The organism is Flavobacterium wongokense (genome assembly GCF_021608265.1).
GTDB lineage: Bacteria > Bacteroidota > Bacteroidia > Flavobacteriales > Flavobacteriaceae > Flavobacterium > Flavobacterium wongokense.
In genome coordinates this window covers 110,752-129,694 of the sequence record NZ_JAKIHP010000005.1, presented here as the reverse complement: position 1 = coordinate 129,694, position 18,943 = coordinate 110,752, and the positions used below count along the sequence as shown (strand labels likewise).

General features: G+C 39.6%; 18 protein-coding genes and 1 tRNA gene. 6 read left to right on the top strand and 13 right to left on the bottom strand.

Annotated elements, in window-relative coordinates; genetic code table 11:
• Positions 1 to 113: 113 nt before the first annotated feature.
• The gene (locus L1S31_RS12750) at positions 114 to 1,781 is read left to right on the top strand and encodes a T9SS-dependent choice-of-anchor J family protein (RefSeq protein WP_236465121.1); all 1,668 of its coding nucleotides are present in this window, start codon (positions 114 to 116) and stop codon (positions 1,779 to 1,781) included.
• Positions 1,782 to 1,798: 17 nt separating this feature from the next.
• Here the strand turns inward: L1S31_RS12750 and L1S31_RS12745 are convergent, their stop codons facing one another.
• From L1S31_RS12745 to L1S31_RS12715, 7 genes are all read right to left on the bottom strand, one after another.
• Positions 1,799 to 2,662: a PhzF family phenazine biosynthesis protein gene (locus L1S31_RS12745; RefSeq protein WP_236465120.1), complete on the bottom strand. Its 864-nt coding sequence runs from the start codon at positions 2,660 to 2,662 to the stop codon at positions 1,799 to 1,801.
• A gap of 42 nt (positions 2,663 to 2,704) precedes the next feature.
• Entirely contained in the window at positions 2,705 to 3,367 is a 663-nt protein-coding gene (locus L1S31_RS12740) for a hypothetical protein (RefSeq protein ID WP_236465119.1), read from the bottom strand.
• Positions 3,368 to 3,378: 11 nt separating this feature from the next.
• Positions 3,379 to 3,660, bottom strand: coding sequence for a hypothetical protein (locus L1S31_RS12735; RefSeq protein WP_236465118.1), 282 nt, complete (start codon positions 3,658 to 3,660; stop codon positions 3,379 to 3,381).
• Complete coding sequence (locus L1S31_RS12730) at positions 3,660 to 4,334, bottom strand: hypothetical protein (protein ID WP_236465117.1); 675 nt, start codon at positions 4,332 to 4,334, stop codon at positions 3,660 to 3,662. Before L1S31_RS12730 ends, L1S31_RS12735 begins: the two co-directional genes overlap by 1 nt.
• Positions 4,335 to 4,419: 85 nt before the next feature.
• A complete protein-coding gene (locus tag L1S31_RS12725) occupies positions 4,420 to 4,980 on the bottom strand; it encodes a Crp/Fnr family transcriptional regulator (protein ID WP_236465115.1) in 561 nt (186 codons plus the stop codon).
• A 54-nt stretch (positions 4,981 to 5,034) separates the two neighbouring features.
• The gene (locus L1S31_RS12720) at positions 5,035 to 5,727 is read right to left on the bottom strand and encodes a cyclase family protein (RefSeq protein ID WP_236465114.1); all 693 of its coding nucleotides are present in this window, start codon (positions 5,725 to 5,727) and stop codon (positions 5,035 to 5,037) included.
• Between the two features lie 43 nt (positions 5,728 to 5,770).
• Positions 5,771 to 6,688, bottom strand: a complete 918-nt coding sequence (locus L1S31_RS12715; RefSeq protein WP_236465113.1) for a ClpXP adapter SpxH family protein — start codon at positions 6,686 to 6,688, stop codon at positions 5,771 to 5,773.
• 120 nt (positions 6,689 to 6,808) lie between these two features.
• Here L1S31_RS12715 and L1S31_RS12710 point away from each other — a divergent pair, with 120 nt between their 5' ends.
• Positions 6,809 to 7,111 (top strand): winged helix-turn-helix transcriptional regulator, encoded by a 303-nt coding sequence (locus tag L1S31_RS12710; RefSeq protein WP_236465112.1) that lies wholly within the window; start codon positions 6,809 to 6,811, stop codon positions 7,109 to 7,111.
• A gap of 44 nt (positions 7,112 to 7,155) precedes the next feature.
• On the opposite strand, the gene L1S31_RS12705 is transcribed toward L1S31_RS12710, so the two are convergent.
• The 3 genes from L1S31_RS12705 to L1S31_RS12695 form a co-directional block, all read right to left on the bottom strand.
• Positions 7,156 to 7,893, bottom strand: coding sequence for a DJ-1/PfpI family protein (locus L1S31_RS12705; RefSeq protein WP_236465111.1), 738 nt, complete (start codon positions 7,891 to 7,893; stop codon positions 7,156 to 7,158).
• Between the two features lie 504 nt (positions 7,894 to 8,397).
• Positions 8,398 to 8,472: transfer RNA gene (locus L1S31_RS12700), tRNA-Val, on the bottom strand.
• 69 nt (positions 8,473 to 8,541) lie between these two features.
• Complete coding sequence (locus tag L1S31_RS12695; RefSeq protein ID WP_236465110.1) at positions 8,542 to 9,762, bottom strand: bifunctional folylpolyglutamate synthase/dihydrofolate synthase; 1,221 nt, start codon at positions 9,760 to 9,762, stop codon at positions 8,542 to 8,544.
• Between the two features lie 127 nt (positions 9,763 to 9,889).
• Between L1S31_RS12695 and L1S31_RS12690 the strand changes: the two genes are divergently transcribed.
• From L1S31_RS12690 to L1S31_RS12680, 3 genes are read left to right on the top strand one after another with little or no spacing between them, the layout of a single operon-like run.
• Positions 9,890 to 10,606 carry a MotA/TolQ/ExbB proton channel family protein gene (locus tag L1S31_RS12690; protein ID WP_255702271.1) on the top strand — a complete coding sequence of 239 codons (717 nt, stop codon included), beginning with the start codon at positions 9,890 to 9,892 and terminating at the stop codon, positions 10,604 to 10,606.
• Positions 10,587 to 10,982: an ExbD/TolR family protein gene (locus L1S31_RS12685; protein WP_236465109.1), complete on the top strand. Its 396-nt coding sequence runs from the start codon at positions 10,587 to 10,589 to the stop codon at positions 10,980 to 10,982. Before L1S31_RS12690 ends, L1S31_RS12685 begins: the two co-directional genes overlap by 20 nt.
• 24 nt (positions 10,983 to 11,006) lie before the next feature.
• Positions 11,007 to 11,543, top strand: a complete 537-nt coding sequence (locus L1S31_RS12680) for a hypothetical protein (RefSeq protein WP_236465108.1) — start codon at positions 11,007 to 11,009, stop codon at positions 11,541 to 11,543.
• A 54-nt stretch (positions 11,544 to 11,597) separates the two neighbouring features.
• Here the strand turns inward: L1S31_RS12680 and L1S31_RS12675 are convergent, their stop codons facing one another.
• From L1S31_RS12675 to L1S31_RS12665, 3 genes are all read right to left on the bottom strand, one after another.
• Positions 11,598 to 12,404 (bottom strand): M23 family metallopeptidase, encoded by an 807-nt coding sequence (locus L1S31_RS12675; protein WP_236465107.1) that lies wholly within the window; start codon positions 12,402 to 12,404, stop codon positions 11,598 to 11,600.
• Position 12,405: 1 nt separating this feature from the next.
• Complete coding sequence (locus L1S31_RS12670) at positions 12,406 to 13,272, bottom strand: energy transducer TonB (RefSeq protein ID WP_236465106.1); 867 nt, start codon at positions 13,270 to 13,272, stop codon at positions 12,406 to 12,408.
• A gap of 74 nt (positions 13,273 to 13,346) precedes the next feature.
• Positions 13,347 to 14,573 (bottom strand): Glu/Leu/Phe/Val dehydrogenase dimerization domain-containing protein, encoded by a 1,227-nt coding sequence (locus L1S31_RS12665; protein WP_236465105.1) that lies wholly within the window; start codon positions 14,571 to 14,573, stop codon positions 13,347 to 13,349.
• Between the two features lie 344 nt (positions 14,574 to 14,917).
• On the opposite strand from L1S31_RS12665, the gene L1S31_RS12660 reads away from it, so the two are divergent.
• Positions 14,918 to 18,916 carry a reprolysin-like metallopeptidase gene (locus L1S31_RS12660; protein WP_236465103.1) on the top strand — a complete coding sequence of 1,333 codons (3,999 nt, stop codon included), beginning with the start codon at positions 14,918 to 14,920 and terminating at the stop codon, positions 18,914 to 18,916.
• Positions 18,917 to 18,943: the final 27 nt, after the last annotated feature.

Here is an 18,943-nt window from a genome sequence, read left to right as displayed (position 1 = left end):
GTCTTACTCTAGTATATTATATTGTTTGTTTTATTTGTATGTTTGCGCCAATTAACATTCTGGACTAAACTCATTTAGGATTTTGAAATAGTCCAGACCGATCCCACAATTAAATGCAAAAATACTTCAGACACCTGGTTCTGTTTGTTGTTTTGATATATGGTATAAACCTGTCAAATGCACAAACCACAATTTTTGAACAAAGCCTGCTCAGCCAGGCAAGTTTTGACACGTTTACATCAATCAATGTTACGGGTACTCAAAATTGGCATTTTAGTTCCAGCTATGGTGCAGTATGCAGCGGATATACAGCTGGGCAGAACTATGAAAATGAGGATTGGTTTGTAAGCCCGGCAATGAACCTGGCTCAGATAAATAACGTCAAACTTACCTTTAACCATACTCGTGGAAGCGCCAATGTACTAAATGCCGGTGTGGCAGAAGGTTGGTACAAAGTATTCGCCACGGCCAATTTTACCGGAAATCCGGCAACAACGCAATGGACTGAGCTGACGGGATTCAATCAAAATATTCCAACGGCGTGGCAGTATGTTTCTTCTGGAGATTTAATTATTCCCGAAGCGGCAAAATCAGAAAACTCCCGAATTGCATTTCGTTATTTAAGCAGTGCTGTTGTAAGTGCAACCTGGGAAATAAAGAATGTAAAGGTTACCGGTGAAATACCTGTAAATCCAAATACCAGCCTTTTTAAGATTACCAACTGGAATCTGGAATGGCTGGGCTGCACCACTTTTGGGCCTACCGACGAAACCTTGCAGATCAATAACATAGCTTCGGCTATGCTTGCGATGAATTCCGATATTTACTGCATACAGGAAGTTACCAACTCCGTTTCGTATCCTTCTATTTCAACCTTGATATCACTTTTGGGAAGTGATCAGTGGGATGGCAGGATTATTCCGTCGACTACAAATGACTGCGAACAAAGGCAGGCAATTATTTATAAAAAATCAAGAGTACAGTTTGCTGGCGCTTCACAATTAAATAATGGAGCTGCAGCACAAGGCAATTCCTATTACTATAATTGGTCAAGCGGAAGATATCCTACTGCGTATAATGTAAACCTTATTTCGGGTGCCAATGTAGTACCGTTATCTATAGTTAACATTCATGGAAAATCAGAAGATGGAGACGCCATGAGTTATACCCGAAGATTAGGTGGTTCTGAGGCCTTGAAAACCATACTTGACGGAGCAGGTTTCAATACAAAAAACCTACTGCTGATTGGCGATTTCAATGATTATCTTATTGGAACATCGAGCAATGCCTGCGCATGTACTGATTCCCCTTATAAAAACTTCATGGATGATCCAACGGATTACACCGGGATTACCCAATTTATAAATGATGCGCATTGGAATCATCCACTTATTGAGAATATTATCCTTTCCAATGAATTGTCCGGGAATTATGTTTCGAACAGTGCTGCACAGGAAGTGACTGTGCCTCCGGGTATCAGTAATTATTACAACACTACTTCAGATCATTTGCCGGTAAGCGCCACGTTGCAATTTAGCACACTTGCAAATCAACAGTATGCATTCAACGCCTTGACAATTTCTCCAAATCCGGTGCATAATGAATTAAGGTTGGATACAACTCAACTGGAAAACAATGCAATACTACAGATTTATGATGTGACTGGAAGGGAAATGCATTGCGGAAGAATGAATGCCAATACGGTTAACGTAAGTTCATTGCCTTCGGGGATTTATATTCTAAAAGCTGACGGCAAATTTGGCAGATTCGTAAAAGAATAAAACCAGAAATCGGACTATTACAAATCTAATAGCTCTCCAGTTCCCATTTTATAAACATCACCCGTAACATAAATAGCTCCGATTTCATTTTCGGAGCCACTTACTATTATTTTTAGTTCACTCGGCCTTCCTAAAAAACTGCCTTGTTTCAAGATGATTTCGGTATTGGTAACCGCCAGCTTATTTGAAACTAAATAGGCACCTACAGGACCAGCCGCACTTCCCGTTGCGATATCTTCCACAAGTCCAAAATTATCCCAGGTTCTTCCTTCAAGTGATGCTACATCCAAAATATAAAAAAACTTTGCGTTTACTTCTTCCAGCTTTTCCTCTAAGTTGGGAATGGTAACTTTTATTTTTGATAGCGATTCTTTTTTTATAGGTATAATTAGATAGGGAAGTCCGGTTGAAATCGTCTGCAACGGCAAATCCTCAAATTTATCTGCTTCGGTAAGATTGAAATAACTGAGGAATGATAGTTCCTGTTCTTTACTTAGGGTATTTAAGAATTGAGGTTTTCCCTGATTCATTTTAGCGGAATAATACTTATCATGTTTTATCGTTTGCACTACGACCGACTTTTCATTAAGCTCAAAAGTACAGGTATATTCATCTGCAGTTTTTGCATTGATATCGTGAATCATTGCAGCTGCACCAATTATGGGATGTCCCGCAAAATCCAATTCTTCCTCCATGGTAAATATGTGTGCCCTAAAAGTATTGGGGCTTATTTCGCTTAAAAAGATACTTTCAAACTGCCTCATCTCCTGAGTAATCAATTGCATCAGCGGCTTCTCTAAAATATTCGGATTAATAAAAATAGTGAGCCCGTTTCCTGAAAAAGGTTTGTTTGAAAAAACGTCAACGTGATAATATTTCATTGTGTACAGTTTTACAGGTATCTAAATTACAAAATCTGAATATTAATCCTGCTTATTCATCCGATGTGCTTTAGTCAATCGGAAAATGGCATAAATACCAGGAATCATTGGAAGAATCGCTGTGTACATTCCCGAAAAATAATATTCGGCTGTAGTTTTTACATAATAATTTGGCATATTGGCTATTTCACTACCATTGATTGTCCTTGTAATCGCATTGATGTTATCCGGTTCCAGATGTGGCTGAAGCAGTGGAAATATGAAATGCGTAAATTCGGCAACACCCGGACCAATAAAAATAAACCAGGCTACAAATCCCGCAAGTCTTATCCTATAGTAAAGTCCAAGAGTTGTTAAGGTGTAAATTGTTGGGCCTACCAGCGCAAAGACCATAATGAAGCTTCTTTCGCTCCACGGAATATTAAACAATCTGCTCATCGCAGGACCAAAGCCCGTCACATATTCCTCAATAATGTGGATTTGCAGCGCAGCTACGGTTAATACAAAAAGCGGAAGGATTATTTTTGGATCTGTTGGCTCTTTAAAATAGGTAAAATACCAAAAGATAAATCCAATAAGGGCTGCGCCTCCAATGATAATTATTGGCGGAAGCCCAATTTTGATGTAGCCCATAATTGGGGCAATGATACAGAATGCGGCAGCGACCAATAAGCTTAACCACTGCGATGTTTTAAATGATTTCATTGTTTTGTTTTTTAATTATTTTTTTGATGATTGAAAACTCGTATTATGTTGATCCCATTGGGATCGTTGTCTATTTTAAAAGACGTTTGATTACTGCCGGCAGCTTCGCTCAGGTATAATTCGATTTCAAAATCCTTTTGCGATGCAATGAAAATCAATCGTAAGCCTTTTGAATAAATGACAAAATGCCTTACAGATGATTCCTCTATGTTGAATTTCAGTGTGTTTTCAAAAAACAACCGTGTTGTTTTGAGCTCGGGTGTTTTAAAAACGACTGCTTTGATTTCGGGCATTAGTGCTTCTTTTTGAATTGAAAGGAATAACCAATGCTTACATTTGCTACCCAAGGTGTGAATTTGGAACCCGAATCGAGCGTTTTGATTTCTTCATTTTGACCTGTAACAGTGTTAAAATAAGAGAATTTGTTCCCTTTTAAACTAGAACTGACGGTTGGCCAAAAACGGATGCTTGGCGCGATGATAAAACCTTTCAAAAAATTATCCTTCTTTTTAAACGGAATATAACTTCCGTATACTCCAAGTCCAAGGCTGAAGGCATTGTACGCGGTAATCTCGGTACTTTTGTTCTGCGGACTGCCTTCATAATAAAATTCAAACCGGTGCCATTTTGGTTCCACCCTAATATTGATCCACTCCTTCAAACGGTAACCAATCCCGAATCCTGTCGTATAAGGTTCATGAATTGCGAGCTGCTGCCTTTTCAAATCATCGGGAAGTAAATTCCCGGAAAAATCCAACGAAGCGCCGTGTGAATAGTCAAAAATGAAGCGGTTGTGGATGTAATTTACTTCTACATTATAGCCTTTTGCAATTGCGGTTTGGGCTACTCCGAATAAGAGATTAACCCTTTTTTCTGTTTTCCAGTCCTGTGTTTGTGCCTGGCTTTGTAATGTTACGGCCATAACTACAGCCGTCATTTTTAATAGTTGCTTTTTTAAATGTATCATAATCTTTTGTTTTTAAATTATGATGCAAAGTTGGCAACTGCTCCAAACAATATCGTTCACATTTGTTAATAACGAACTGCCGATTTTATTTTCTTATCCTGCTGAGCGACTGCGGTTTAATTCCTAAATAAGCCGCGATATAATATTGCGGAACGCGATTGACAAGGTGTGGCTTTTCCTTCATGAATTTATAATAACGTTGTTTGGCATCCAGCATGGCAAGGTCTGCTGTGTGGCGTGTATGATTGATAAAGGAAAGCTCGGTATAATAATCTTTCAGCAGGATGAATTTTGGCTGGAATAGATAAACTTTTTCAAAATCCTCGGCTGACAATGTCAGTAGTTGTGTATCTTCTAAAACCTTAATATTCATATCCGAAACTGTTTTATTGGTAAAACTGTTCAAATAGCCCAACCATTCATTTTCAATAGTAAAGTCGGTCGGTATCTCAACGCCTTCATAATTTCTGTAATGCATTCCAATTCCCGAAACGATAAATCCTAAATGGCGGCTTACCTGTCCTTCGGTTAGGAAATGTTCTCCTTTGGGTATGAATTGTTCCTTTAGCCTGCTGACAAAAAAATCAATTTCATCATCCGTAAAAGAGCCGATGGCCTTTATTATTTGTATCAGTTTGTCGCTCATAACATTGTTATTTATATCCTAAAGATAAAAAACTTGACAGGATTTTTGCTTCACTCATTCAAAAACAGCCACAGCCCTTACCGGAGATCCGGTACCGCCTCTTATCTTAAGCGGTAATGCAATAAACCTGAATCGTCCCCGACGCAGTAACTTGTCAAGGTTTACCATGTTTTCGTAATGCGTAAAACCGAGCTCGCCACAAATTTTATGCACTTCATTATTAGATATCTTAGGTATGCCCGGAGACATTGTTTCTACGCCAAAAGCTGCAATTTTGTGTTCGCCAAGCCAACGTGCCGCTTCGGCGGTAATTCCGGGTCCATTCTTCCAGTCTTCTGTTCCAAAATATTTTTTGTAATGATTGGTACAGAGTAAAACAGTATCTCCTTTCTTAATGGTTAAACCTTCATTTTGCAGAGAAATGGCTATTTCATCAGAACTAATCAGTTCGCCAAGGTCTTTATGGGTAAAATCGAGGCAGATTCCTTCGGTATAAAACATTGAAAGTGGCATAACGTCAATGGACTGCCCAACATATTCTTTGCCCATGTGGTTTAAGGCGTCAACATGGGTTCCGGTATGTTCACCTAGTTCCAGCTTTAATAGACTAGGTGTTTTTGTGGTTGGATTTTCAATTCCGTCCCATTCCTCATGTGTGGCGTGAATAGTAATCTTTACTTCAGGAAGTCCATTGAAAATGGGCATTCCGTCAAATAATTCCTGGCTTAAATCTATGATTTCGCTCATTTTGTCTTGATTAAAAGGAGAAGGACTATCGCAAATTTATTAATTAACGTTGAGCTAATTGCCAAATGCTGCCATTTTTGGTCGTCATTCTTTTTAGTTTATCGGATGAAGCTAGTTTGCTCAAAATAGTTTCTGCTTCTATGAAGGATACGTTGGATAAAGTGGCGAATTCCTTTGTTGTCAAGGTCGGATAATGTGCAAATAACGATTTGTAGTCGGTGTCTGTTGTTGTTTTCTTTGCATTTGGATTCAATTGCAGCAAAGTATCTTCAAAAACTTCATACTGCTTAAAGCCATTAAGCACTAGTTGCTCATTTGAATTACTAAAGAAAAAAGTTGGGAATCCACGAACGCCATAGTCTCTTGCCAGTGCCAAATCCTCATAGAATAAATCCTGAGCTTTGCCTTCGTAGTCCAATTTTAATTTGTCTGGATTTAACCCAACTTCAATGGCGGCCTGTTGTAAGTGTTCCCATTTGGCAATGTTTTTCTTTTCCAAAAACACCATTTCCCTGATTCGTCTTAAAAAGAGAATGGCTTTTTCCTTGCTTTGCAGCTCTGCAGCCTTAAATGCTATTGATGGTGGATACGAAGAGGATAAAGGATCTTCCATCCATACATCACCAACAATCGGCATTCCATAATATTTGCTTACTTCATCCCAGTGATGTGCCACATCACTAGGCTTGCTGATGCCGCCACTGTTGTAGGACCAGTCTTTTAAAAGACCACCCATACGGTATTCTATTTCAAAATTGGTTCCATATTCCAGTTTCAGTTTTCGCAATTGTGGCTCGATTCCCCAACAGGAGGAACAAATAGGGTCAGTGAAATAAACTATTTTAATGGTTTTTTCAGTAGTAATGGTTGCTTCCTTTTTTTGAACGTCATCGTTCAGGGGCATTTCGCAAACCCCGATCTCAGGATTGCATAATAACGGATTGTTGTTTTCTTGTTTCATTGTTAAATTGTTTTTGCAGTTAATAAATAATAGTGTTAAAATGAATAAGGTTACTGGTTTAGGTATAATCTGATGGATGTTTTTTATCAATGTTTGATTTTTTTAAATAATTTTACATTTATGGATGCCAATAAGAATATCGACAACTGTCCAGCCGAAGAGATTTTGAAACTTTTCACCGGAAAATGGAAGCCACAAATTTTTCGTTTGGCAGTTGATAATACATTACGATTCAGCAGCCTGTTAAGGGATATTGAAGGTTCCAATAAACAGTCGATTGCAAGCTCTTTGAAGGAAATGGAGCAGGATGGACTTTTGGAACGAAAAGTAATCCGACTCAAACCGCTGCATGTAGAATATGAATTGACTGAAAAAGGTAAAGAATTAACTTCCGTGTTTTACAAATTGGAAAGTTTTCTATAAAAACAAAAGCTGCCGTCGGGACAGCTTTTGTTTTTTACTAAGGATTAATCAGGTAGAAAAATCATTTCAAACTGATCCTGTACGCCCGATAATAATTCAGGAATATCATTCATTACTGGTCCATCTGCTGAGAATAGGCTGTTTCCGTGTAAAGGAAGTGAATCCCATGCTGCAGAAAGGCCTTTTGCTGCTTCTTCCCCAAAAAGTTTCCATACCAAAGCTATTGTACTTGGGTGAACTGTTCCCGCTCCTCCGGAAGTCATGATCTTTTTATCATCATCAATTCGCCATGCCAATCGGGGAGAGGTTACAGCAGTACCCAGTTGTTGTAAACGACGCGCAAGGATACCGGTGCTTGAAACTTCAAGGCCTTGCAATATTCCTGCACGATGTAAAATACCAACACCCGAGCAATTGGCAGCTACCCAAAGTCCTTCATTATGGTGTGCCTGGATAAGATTAAGAATGCGTTTGTCTTTTGAGGCAACACCTCCGCCAATACCACCCGGAATGTAAAGCACATCAAAACGGTCGCTTGCTGTGATGACTCTTTGCCCTTCCAGGGTTGCGCCCATGTGTGTTGGAATTGATCCTTCATCAAAACCGCCAAATGTTACCTGTAATTCCTGTCCCTGAAAGGACAATGTCCATGCTAAGGAGCGCATTAGTTCCCATGCGGCAAGAAGATCCTGTTCGCTAACCTGTGGGAAGGTTAAAAAATGAATTGATTTTACTGTTTTTGTACTACTGATTTCTGTAGCGTTTTTTAATTGAGTTTCCATTGTTTTAAGTATTTAAATTATACAGGACAAAATTATTAAGCACTACAATACCAGTCAATTAGTCAAAAAAATGTGACTATAAAATTTATGATTTTGTTAACAGCAGAATGCAGGAAATAAAGGGGTTTGCGGATGTGAAAAAATTAAAGAGGAACTAATTGTGTCGATTAACAGGAGCGGAACTTCCTGCTCCTTTACAGTATTGCTCCCGCCATCCACTGTATCTAGCTTCGCTAGGATGCCGTTCCTGTCGGGGCTAATGACACGATTGTTTTTCGGATTTGAGATGAAGAATTTGATATTAAGAGGAGAATGTCCGGTGGACATTCGGCATTTTATTTTTTTGGGATTAGCTGCGCTGAGCCCTTTTGGGGAACCTTGGCACAAAGAAAGCCAACTTGCTTTGCAAGTTGCTTTTTTTATTTTCTATCCACTTACAAAAGCAAGCTTTTGACGCGGCTATAAAATAAAAAAAGCCGAAACATAAGTTTCGGCTTTCCTTTGTGGGTAATGAGGGATTCGAACCCCCGACCCTCTCGGTGTAAACGAGATGCTCTGAACCAACTGAGCTAATCACCCGTGTTGCGCTTGATTGCGAGTGCAAATATAGACTAGTTTTTTGATTCTGCAAACTAATTTCAAAAAAAATTATAAAATTTCTGCAACTACAAAGGTGCTGCCACCAATGTATATAAAGTCTTTTGGAGAGGCATTTTCTTTTGCTTGCTGATAAGCATTTGAAACTGAATGATATGTTTCGCCCTCAAGATTGTATTCAGTTGCTTTTTGTTTTAAAATTTCAGCATCCAGTCCGCGTGGAATATCAGGTTTGCAGAAATAATATTTTGCATTTTTTGGGAACAAGGGCAGGATTTCATCCAGGTTTTTGTCATTTACGACACCCAAAACTATATGTAACTGGTCAAAGCTTTCATTTTTTAACTGATTTAAAACAATTTTCAATCCGTGGGCATTATGTGCCGTATCACAGATAATTTTTGGATTTTCTCCCAATTGCTGCCATCTTCCCATTAAATGGGTATTTTTAACAACATTCAAAAATCCGTTTTTAATGGCTTCCTCTGTAATTGTAAGTTGTTTTTGCCCCTGCAAAACCTTTATCGTTTGCAATACGGTTTTCTTATTCTGATACTGATAATCGCCAAGTAAGGCTGAAGGATAAGATTTGTGAACCAAGTCGGAAGCGAAATAAATTTCAGAATGGGTTTCGTTGGCCTTTGCCAAAAATACAGGTTTGGTTTCATCGACATATTCGCCAATGACAACAGGGATGTTTGGCTTTATGATTCCGGCTTTTTCGGAAGCAATGGCTGCCAAAGTATCTCCCAAAAATTGCGTATGATCCAATCCGATGTTGGTGATAACAGAGACCAATGGTGTAATGATATTTGTAGAATCCAATCTTCCACCCATGCCAACTTCTATCACATTAATGTCTGTTCCTGATGCTACAAAATATTCGAAAGCCAGTCCAACACTCATTTCAAAAAAACTCAACTGATTGGCTTCGAAAAAAGATTTGTTTTTGTTGATGAAACTGACAACATACTCTTCAGGAATTGGTTCGCCGTTAATGGCAATCCGTTCCCGATAATCCTTTAAGTGCGGAGAAGTGTAGAGGCCAACCTTATATCCTGCTTCCTGTAAAACCGATGCCAAAAGATGCGAAGTGGATCCTTTTCCGTTAGTTCCGGCAACGTGGATGCATTTTATATCCTGCTCAGGATTCCCTAAATGATTGGCCAGCAAAACAGTATTGATAATGTCTTTCCGATACGCCGTTGCCCCTTGTGTTTGATACATTGGCAATTTGTTAAACATCCAATCCAGGGTTTCTTTGTAGTTCATAATTTTGGGAAAAAATTTGGCGTCCTATATACTTTAATACATTTTTTTTCGTTTATATTGTGAAGCATATTTCAGGAATACAAAATTGAAATTATTTTCAGAATTAATAGCGAAAAATTAGATAAATATGATTAGTACATTTTTACAAGTACAAGCCGACACTTTAGCTCAAGCACTTCCAACCGCAGAAAAAGCCAATGCTGCATTAACCAATGAAGTTTCTGTTTTAGAATTTATTTTTAAGGGAGGTTTATTCTTAATTCCGATTGCAATTTTATTGTTCTATACGCTGTATCTTATTTTTGAACGTTATCTGTACATCCACAAGGCTGCCAAAATTGACACCCATTTGATGAAGGACATCCGTAACCACTTGAATAATGCCAATATCGAATTGGCCGTTAATTCGGCTGAGAGAAGTGGTAATGCACAAGGTAATATTATTAAGGAAGGTGTTCTTACGATAGGACGTCACATAGGTGAAATTGAAGGGAATATGGAGCGTGCTGCCAATATCGAAATTGGTTATATGGAAAAGAAATTAGGCCAATTGGGTCTGATTGCCGGTATTGCGCCAACACTTGGATTTATTGGGACGATTTCGGGAGTTATCAAGATTTTCTACAGCATTTCGGTAACCGAAGATATCAGTATCGGAAATATTTCCGGCGGATTGTATGAAAAAATGATCAGTTCAGGAGCTGGTTTGATCGTAGGTATCATTGCGTATAGTGCTTACCACTTATTCAATGGGAAGATTGATGCTTTCTCGTTATCCATCCAAAAACAAGTATTAGAATTTGTAAATATCATACAGAGACCTCATGGCAATAAAGCGAAATAAACGATTCCACGCAGAAGTCGCCACATCATCCCTGAGCGACATCATGTTCTTCCTGTTGTTGTTTTTCTTAATCATATCAACTTTGGCAAATCCGAACGTTATCCGAATGACATTGCCAAAATCGAAAACAAATGAGAAGACCAACAAACAGCTCATTACGTTGTCTGTAACCGAAGACAAACGTTTTTTTGTTGATAAGGAAGAAGTTGATTTTGGGCAATTGGAAGCCACGTTATTATCCAAAATGGATCCTTCAAAACAACAGACCGTTGTCATCCGAATTCCGGCTACAATGCAGGTTCAGGATTTGGTTGATGTTTTGCAGATAGGCGTGAAGAACAAACTCAAATTTGTGATTGCTACGAGTCCGGGTTAATAGATTATAATTAAAAGTTAGCATATGAAACTAAAAACATTACTGTTGATGGCGTTCATTACCACATCAACATTTGCACAAGACACCGAATTTAAATTTTCAAAAGAAGGATTAACCGATTTTATCGTGACCAATTATGAAGGTTCAGCTGCCAATACTTATAAATTGGCTTCAGCATGGGTAAAAGAGAATGCCAAGAAAGGTTATACCATCACTTCGTCGGTAGAGAATGAGAAGATGACAATACAGGGAACTAGGGATAATTTCCTTTGTAGTAAAGCCGGCGGAACCAATGTTTGTACTCAGGCAACTTTTACCATTGAAATCGGGTTTAAGGATGGGAAATATAAATTTACCGCTGTCGGCTTAAGTGAAAAACCGAATAACGCAACAAACGTTACGGTTCACAATCTGGATGACTTTTCGGAATATTATGATAAGGATGGAAGTTTGAAAAAGTACAAGGATGATGTTCCTGCGGCTTATGAAACGCTTTTCAATGGCTTGAATAAAGACCTGGTTACGTTTATGGATAAAAAGAAGAAAGCCGAAAACTGGTAAGCTTTTAAAATATTAAAACAAAAAACCCAATCTATCGATTGGGTTTTTTTATGCCTAATAATTCTTGGAGTAATCAACCCTTTCATTTAAAAACTCGGATTGCTTTCCATCATCAACCTTAAATCTTGTCCGCAAAGTTTCCTGTTTGTCAATTCGTTGCACGAATACCATAAAATGCAAATGAGGACCATTTGCAAAACCGGTAAATCCGCTGTAGCCAATTAATTCATCCTGCTTCACGACATCACCCTCCTGAACCACAGCGCCATTTTGTTTCAGATGGACATAATTTGAAAAGGTCCCGTCGTTATGGTAAAGTAAAATGTAATTATTGAATTGCGTGCAGCTTCTTTCAGGACAAGCCTGATTGTTATTTTCTACAACCTTTACCACAACTCCATCTCGTGCTGCAACGACTTCAGTGCCAATGGGCATCGTAAAATCCAGAGCGTTTTCCCCCTGATGCGAAAAACTTCCGTTGTATCCCTGATGCACTGCAAAGGATTTCCCTTTTTGAAAGGGAAGTGAATATATGAATTCTGTTGGAGTGGCAGTAGCATCGCCATAATTGGCAGCTGATTGTGTTTTAAAACCTCCACCGCCATTTGGCCTGATTGCCTGAAGTTTTGTTATGATAAATCCTTTGGTTTTTGCCGGAATCACAAAAATCTTATGGTTTCCGTTTGACGATGACATATTGGTCAGCTCCAAATCAATTTTCATCGAAATAGGGCAAAACTCATCATTATCAACCAGGACATTGTATCCTTCTGGAGTTTTTTCGTTGTAAAGTTTGGTTTTAAGCTGGGCGAAACACCCAATACTGAAAACCAATAATACAGCTGTGATTAGTGATTTCATTTTAGTTCAGGCTGAACGTGTAGATAATCTTTCCAACCTGCTTTTCAGGAGCATTGGCATCAGCCTGCCATTTGGTATTTTGCGCAGCAATACGAGCCTGGTCCAACAAGCATTTTGCGGTGTTGGTTGTTCCCTGAACACCGGCTGTTACGCTAACGGTGTTTCCGCTTCGGTCAACTGTAACCTGAACGGCAACACGTCCTTGTTCCTGGCAGGTATAATCGGGTTGAGGTTTGCTTAGAGCTTTTCTATTCCCTAAAGAATATCCAGAACCACCGCCGCTTCCGCCACCATTTCCTGGTCCGGTTCCGGTTCCGGTACCAGTTCCGTTGCCGGAACCATTTCCGCCACCAGTACCATTTCCGCTACCGTTGCCATAGTATCCGCTTGAATTCAGGTTTCCGTTGGCGTTTCCTTTGTTTCCACTTCGGGTATCATTACCATCACCACCTTTATTTCCAAGAATGCTCGATAAGGCATCATTGGCATTTTTGGAAACCTTAGGTTTTTCAGGTACAGGTTTGATATCTTTTTTTATTGGAACCGGAGTCTTAACGTTTACTTTTTTGGGAACCACTACATTGTCTTCGGAGTTATCATCTGAAATGACATCTTCATCAGGAGTAACTGCTTTTACGGTTTTGGTTTCATCCTTAACATTCAGGACTTCGCTTTTGTAATTGTCGCCCATTCCAAAATCGCTGTCGCCAAAGTTCATCTCGATGCCGCCACCGCCACCGCCGCCCATGATTTTCATGTCAGCCGGAGGCCAAAAACGCAATAAGAAAAGTAAAAGAATCAGCAGAGCATATACTACAGTAGTAATACCTAATGATTTTTTGTCTTCATCTGATAGTTCGAAAGCCATAAGAGTCTTATTTGTAGTTACTACTATAACGCTTAAAAATACAAATTATTGTGTAATATAGTTGGTATTTTCTATTATACCAATTGTTTCAGAGCAATTTCAAAAGCTGTTGCGCTGATATTTTTTTTGTCAGCATGCAAATTGTGTGCCTTTTCCAATGCCTTCTTGATGGTTTCTGAAATGTCATAGAAAATAGCTTCGTCGGTCATTTGGACTTTAGCCTCCATAAAATAAGCAAAAACCCTCGCCATTCCACAGTTGGAAATAAAGTCGGGAATTAAACTCACTTTGCTGTCGGTTTCTTCCATGATTGGGCCAAAGAAAATTTCCTTGTCGGCAAATGGCACGTTGGCACCACACGAAATTACTTCCAGGCCGTTGTTGATTAAGTTGTCAACCTGTTCTTTGGTTACCAAACGCGAAGCTGCACAAGGAGCAAAAATGTCAGCGCCCAAGGTCCAGATTTTTTCATTGATTTCAGCAAATGGAATCATGTTTTGTGCCACCAGTTTGTTTCCGTCCTTATTTAGGAACAACATTTTGATTTCTTCAAATGTAAATCCGTTTTCATTGATAACACCACCATCGCGGTCAATGATTCCGACAACTTTCGCACCCATTTCTGCCAAATAAAAAGCTGCGGCAGAACCTACATTTCCAAATCCCTGAACGATTGCTTTTTTGCCGTGGACATCACCACCATAAATATGGTAATAATGACGGACAGCTTCGGCAACGCCATAACCTGTAATCATGTCGGCAACAGTATATTTCCGCAAAACATCCGGAGAGAATTTTGGATTTTCGATCACCTTGATAACACCTTGGCGCAATTGGCCAATTCGGTTAATTTTATCAGCTTCGGTCGGTTTGAAGTGCCCGTTAAAAACACCTTCCTGCGGATGCCACACACCACATTCTTCCGTAAACGGAATCACCTCATGGATTTCGTCCACATTTAAATCGCCTCCGGTTCCGTAATAGCTTTTCAATAAAGGAGAAACCGCTTTATACCAACGTTGCAAAACGCCTTTTTTGCGTGGGTCATTTGGGTCGAAATTAATACCCGATTTTGCCCCACCAATCGCTGGTCCTGAAACCGAGAATTTAACCTCCATGGTTTTAGCCAACGAAAGTACTTCGTTCATATCAAGTCCTTTTCTCATCCTCGTTCCGCCACCGGCAGCACCTCCGCGAAGGGAGTTGATTACGGTCCATCCTTCAGCCTCAGTTTCAGCATCTTTCCAGTTAAATACTATTTCAGGTGTTTTATTTTCGAATTTTTTAAGTAAATCTTTCATTAGGGTTTAGTTGTATTATTTTGGTGCAAATATAATAATTCAAAACATGAATTTGTTGCCTTGTGAAGAAACTTATTTCGATTAAAGTAATGTTAAAATGATTGACTCCTGAAGAATAAGTTAGTAAATTTATCATAAGAAATAATCGTAAAATATTTAGGTTATCCAAAAAAGCGAAAGACGGGAGTGTTTCGCTTTTTTTTGTGGGTTATAACTTCGTATTTTAGGTTATATGTTTAATTTATTATAATGAAATTGTTAATAAATTAAAGTATTATCAACATTCTGTCAACGGTAATGGGAAATTAATATATTTGGCGTCTAATAATTAACCAACCAAATTTATGAAAAACAAATTACTCCTGATTGCTGCCTTGGCAATCTCAGGTTTTTCCTTTGCCCAAAACGGAAGAACAGCTTGGACCAGAACCACCGAAAAAGCCAATGATGTGGTGGTCGCTAACAAGCAATCAATTCGAAATCCCAATTTATTTGCATTAGACACAAACGCATTGCGGCAGTCTTTAAGCAATGCGCCTAAAAGGTTTTCTTCGGGAAAATCAAATGTGGTTGTAGCTTTCCCAAATGCTGATGGGCAAATGGAAAGTTACCGCATTCAGGAATCCTCAAACATGGATCCGGCATTAGCTGCGCGTTATCCGGAAATCAAATCCTATATCGGACAGGGAGTTGAAAATCCAACTTCGACAATATATTTTAGTTTGTCACCACTGGGCTTGCAGACGATGGTGGTCAGAGCAGACCAAAGTGCCGAGTTCATTGAACCCTACACTACAAACTTAAGTACTTATACTGTATATCGAAAAGCAGATAAGGCTGCATCATTAAACAGGTTTGAATGTAAAATTATTGAAACGGCTCATCAGGATTTGGCAAATACAGCCTTTGCACGTCCAAATGCGGATGATTCTACCTTAAGAACCTATCGTTTAGCAATGTCGGTTACTGGTGAATATACTGCTTATTTTGGTGGAACAAAAGCTTTGGCTTTGGCAGCAATAAATAACACTATGACTCGTGTGAATGGTGTTTTTGAAAAAGATTTTGCCACCAGGATGGTATTGATTTCCAATACGGATGCAGTAATTTACACCAGCGCTTCTACAGACCCTTATTCTCCAGCTTCAGGTTTGGACAACTGGAACCTGCAATTGATGAATACCTTGAGTTCTGTGATTGGCAATGCCAATTTTGATATCGGACACCTTTTTGGAGCAACAGGAGGCGGAGGAAACGCAGGCTGTATCGGTTGTGTTTGTAGCAATGATATGTCTACAGAAGTTGTAGACGGAATTACAACGCCATCCAATTATAAAGGAAGCGGATACACCTCCCCAAATGACGGTGTGCCATCAGGTGATAATTTTGACATTGATTACGTAGCGCACGAAATGGGGCACCAATTTGGAGCGAACCATACTTTTACACATAGCAATGAGGGAACCGGTGTTCAAATGGAGCCAGGTTCAGGGTCAACAATTATGGGGTATGCAGGAATTACGGACTTGGACATTCAGGCGCATTCCGATCCTTATTTCCATGCAGTAAGCATTCAGCAGGTAACCAATTTTATTAAAACAACAACCTGCCAGACAAATACAGCAACAGGGAATTCTATTCCAACTGCCAATGCAGGATTGGATTATACTATCCCAAAAAGCACTCCGTTTATGTTGACCGGAAGCGGAACAGATGCCAATGGAGATACATTGACTTATTGCTGGGAACAAATGAACTCACAAAGTACTGCAGCTGCGCCAAGCGCGACTAAAACTACCGGAGTAAATTATAGGTCTTACACTCCAACAACTTCGCCAACGCGTTATTTTCCAAAAATGTCTTCTGTATTGACAGGAGCAACGACTACAGCTGGAAGCGAAATTACGGTTGAAGCCTTATCATCTGTAGCAAGAACCTTAAATTTCAGATTGACGGTTCGGGACAACAGAGCCGGTGGTTCGGGAAATAATAGCGACGATACGGTTATTTCAGTTAATGGAACTGCGGGGCCATTTAGTGTAACCGCACCAAATACTGCTGTTTCGTATGTAGGCGGAAGCACACAAACCGTTACCTGGGCAGTAGCCGGAACAACAGCTAATGGTGTAAATTGTGCCAATGTTGATATTTTGATTTCAACAAATGCGGGTTCAACCTGGACAACTTTATTGGCGGCTACGCCAAATGATGGAACGCAGGCAGTAACAATTCCGAATACACCGGGAACAACCAACAGGATCATGGTCAAAGGAACCAATCATATTTTCTTTGATGTTTCCAATGCGAATTTTACGATTACAGCAGGTTCTTCTGATACGACTGCACCAAGCGCACCAACAAGTTTGACAGCATCAGGCACAACATATAATTCTACTAACTTATCGTGGACAGCTTCTACAGATAATGTTGCGGTTACGGGTTATGATGTTTATCAAGGGGCAACTTTATTAGGTTCGACTACAACTGCTACAACTTACGCTGTAACCGGATTGTCGGGTTCAACAGCTTACGCTTTTACAGTAAAAGCAAAAGATGCAGCCGGAAACATTTCTGCTGCAAGCAATACAGCCAATGTAACGACACCAGCAGCTCCGATTTCTTATTGTTCTTCACAAGGAAACAGCACAGCTGATGAGAAAATTGGAAGAGTTGTTTTTGGAACTATTGATAATACTTCAACCGGAACTACAGGTTATGAAAATTTTACGGCGCAAACTACAAATGCTACAAGAGGAAGTGCTTATACAATCACAGTAACTCCATCATGGACCAGCACTGCCTACCCGGAAGGTTATGCAGTTTTTATCGACTACAATCAAAATGGGGTATTTACTGACAGCGGAGAAACTGTTTGGACTAACGCTGCTTCAACTACAACTCCGGTTTCAGGTTCTATCACGATTCCGGCAACGGCAACTTTAGGAACTACCAGAATGAGGGTTTCGATGAAATATAATGGAGTACCAACTTCCTGCGAAGCGTTCTCTTACGGACAGGTTGAAGATTACACGGTAAACATTCAGGCTGCAGTGGCTGATACTACGGCTCCAACAGCTCCAACAAGTTTAACGGCATCGGGGACAACACAAACGACCACCAATTTATCATGGACTGCTTCAACTGATAATGTAGCAGTTACGGGTTACGATGTTTACCAAGGAGCTTCTTTGATAGGTTCAACTACTACAGCTACAACTTACGCTGTAACCGGATTGACAGCATCAACGGCTTATGCCTTTACGGTAAAAGCGAAAGATGCTGCTGGGAATATTTCAGCTGCGAGTAATACTGCTAACGTAACTACGCTTACGCCACCAGACACTACAGCTCCAACAGCTCCAACAAGTTTAACCGCTTCGGGAACGACACAGACTACCACCAATTTGTCATGGACAGCCTCAACAGACAATGTAGCTGTAACAGGTTATGATGTGTACCAAGGAGGTTCATTGATTGGTTCAACCACAACTGCCACAACTTATGCAGTAACGGGATTGACAGCTTCAACAGCTTATACTTTTACAGTAAGAGCAAAAGATGCAGCTTCAAATGTTTCTGCAGATAGTAATACGGCCAACGTTACAACATTGGCAAATTCCAGTAATGCAACCGATTTGATGTTCTCTGAATATATTGAAGGTTCATCAAACAATAAAGCACTGGAAATTGCAAACAATACCGGTGCAGCGGTGAGTTTATCAATCTATACGGTTAAAAAACAAACCAATGGAGCAGGAGCTTGGTCAACAGGGATTACACTTTCGGGAACATTGAATAACGGAGCCAAATTTGTCATGGTAAACAGCTCAATCGCTTTGGCTTGTTACAATTCGGCGAGTGCCAATATTTCTACAGCTGGTAATGAGATGACTTTTAATGGTAACGATGCTGTTGGATTATTTAAAAACGGAGTTTTGATTGATATCATCGGGACTTTTGACGGAGGAACAGCCAACTTTGCAATTGACGTTACCTTGAGAAGAAAAACTACTGTTTTATCTCCAAATACAACCTTCAATTTGGCTGGCGAATGGGATTCGTTTGCAACCGATACTTGTGGCGGATTGAACAGCCGTCCAAGTGATGCTTCGGCTAACATGAACAATGTCAAATTATACCCTAACCCTGTTAAAGGAGATTACCTGAACATTTCAGATTCAGAAAATGCAAGCTATAGAATCCTGAATGCATTAGGGCAGCAAATTGCCAAAGGAACCGTTCAGAATGGGCAGATTTCTGTTTCAGGATTGACGACCAATATGTATTTGCTGGAAATTGAAAAGAATGGTCAAATCGTTGTAAAACGTTTTGTAAAGGAATAGTGTAAAGATTTGTAGAATTAAAAACGC

What these genes read in the sequence shown, in the direction of transcription:
- L1S31_RS12705 (WP_236465111.1), bottom strand. Translation starts at nt 7,893, where the DNA reads ATGGAAACTCAATTAAAAAACGCTACAGAAATCAGTAGTACAAAAACA.
- L1S31_RS12710 (WP_236465112.1), top strand. Translation starts at nt 6,809, where the DNA reads ATGGATGCCAATAAGAATATCGACAACTGTCCAGCCGAAGAGATTTTG.
- L1S31_RS12675 (WP_236465107.1), bottom strand. Translation starts at nt 12,404, where the DNA reads ATGAAATCACTAATCACAGCTGTATTATTGGTTTTCAGTATTGGGTGT.
- L1S31_RS12740 (WP_236465119.1), bottom strand. Translation starts at nt 3,367, where the DNA reads ATGAAATCATTTAAAACATCGCAGTGGTTAAGCTTATTGGTCGCTGCC.
- L1S31_RS12735 (WP_236465118.1), bottom strand. Translation starts at nt 3,660, where the DNA reads ATGCCCGAAATCAAAGCAGTCGTTTTTAAAACACCCGAGCTCAAAACA.
- L1S31_RS12670 (WP_236465106.1), bottom strand. Translation starts at nt 13,272, where the DNA reads ATGGCTTTCGAACTATCAGATGAAGACAAAAAATCATTAGGTATTACT.
- L1S31_RS12690 (WP_255702271.1), top strand. Translation starts at nt 9,890, where the DNA reads ATGATTAGTACATTTTTACAAGTACAAGCCGACACTTTAGCTCAAGCA.
- L1S31_RS12665 (WP_236465105.1), bottom strand. Translation starts at nt 14,573, where the DNA reads ATGAAAGATTTACTTAAAAAATTCGAAAATAAAACACCTGAAATAGTA.
- L1S31_RS12750 (WP_236465121.1), top strand. Translation starts at nt 114, where the DNA reads ATGCAAAAATACTTCAGACACCTGGTTCTGTTTGTTGTTTTGATATAT.
- L1S31_RS12680 (WP_236465108.1), top strand. Translation starts at nt 11,007, where the DNA reads ATGAAACTAAAAACATTACTGTTGATGGCGTTCATTACCACATCAACA.
- L1S31_RS12660 (WP_236465103.1), top strand. Translation starts at nt 14,918, where the DNA reads ATGAAAAACAAATTACTCCTGATTGCTGCCTTGGCAATCTCAGGTTTT.
- L1S31_RS12745 (WP_236465120.1), bottom strand. Translation starts at nt 2,662, where the DNA reads ATGAAATATTATCACGTTGACGTTTTTTCAAACAAACCTTTTTCAGGA.
- L1S31_RS12715 (WP_236465113.1), bottom strand. Translation starts at nt 6,688, where the DNA reads ATGAAACAAGAAAACAACAATCCGTTATTATGCAATCCTGAGATCGGG.
- L1S31_RS12730 (WP_236465117.1), bottom strand. Translation starts at nt 4,334, where the DNA reads ATGATACATTTAAAAAAGCAACTATTAAAAATGACGGCTGTAGTTATG.
- L1S31_RS12695 (WP_236465110.1), bottom strand. Translation starts at nt 9,762, where the DNA reads ATGAACTACAAAGAAACCCTGGATTGGATGTTTAACAAATTGCCAATG.
- L1S31_RS12685 (WP_236465109.1), top strand. Translation starts at nt 10,587, where the DNA reads ATGGCAATAAAGCGAAATAAACGATTCCACGCAGAAGTCGCCACATCA.
- L1S31_RS12720 (WP_236465114.1), bottom strand. Translation starts at nt 5,727, where the DNA reads ATGAGCGAAATCATAGATTTAAGCCAGGAATTATTTGACGGAATGCCC.
- L1S31_RS12725 (WP_236465115.1), bottom strand. Translation starts at nt 4,980, where the DNA reads ATGAGCGACAAACTGATACAAATAATAAAGGCCATCGGCTCTTTTACG.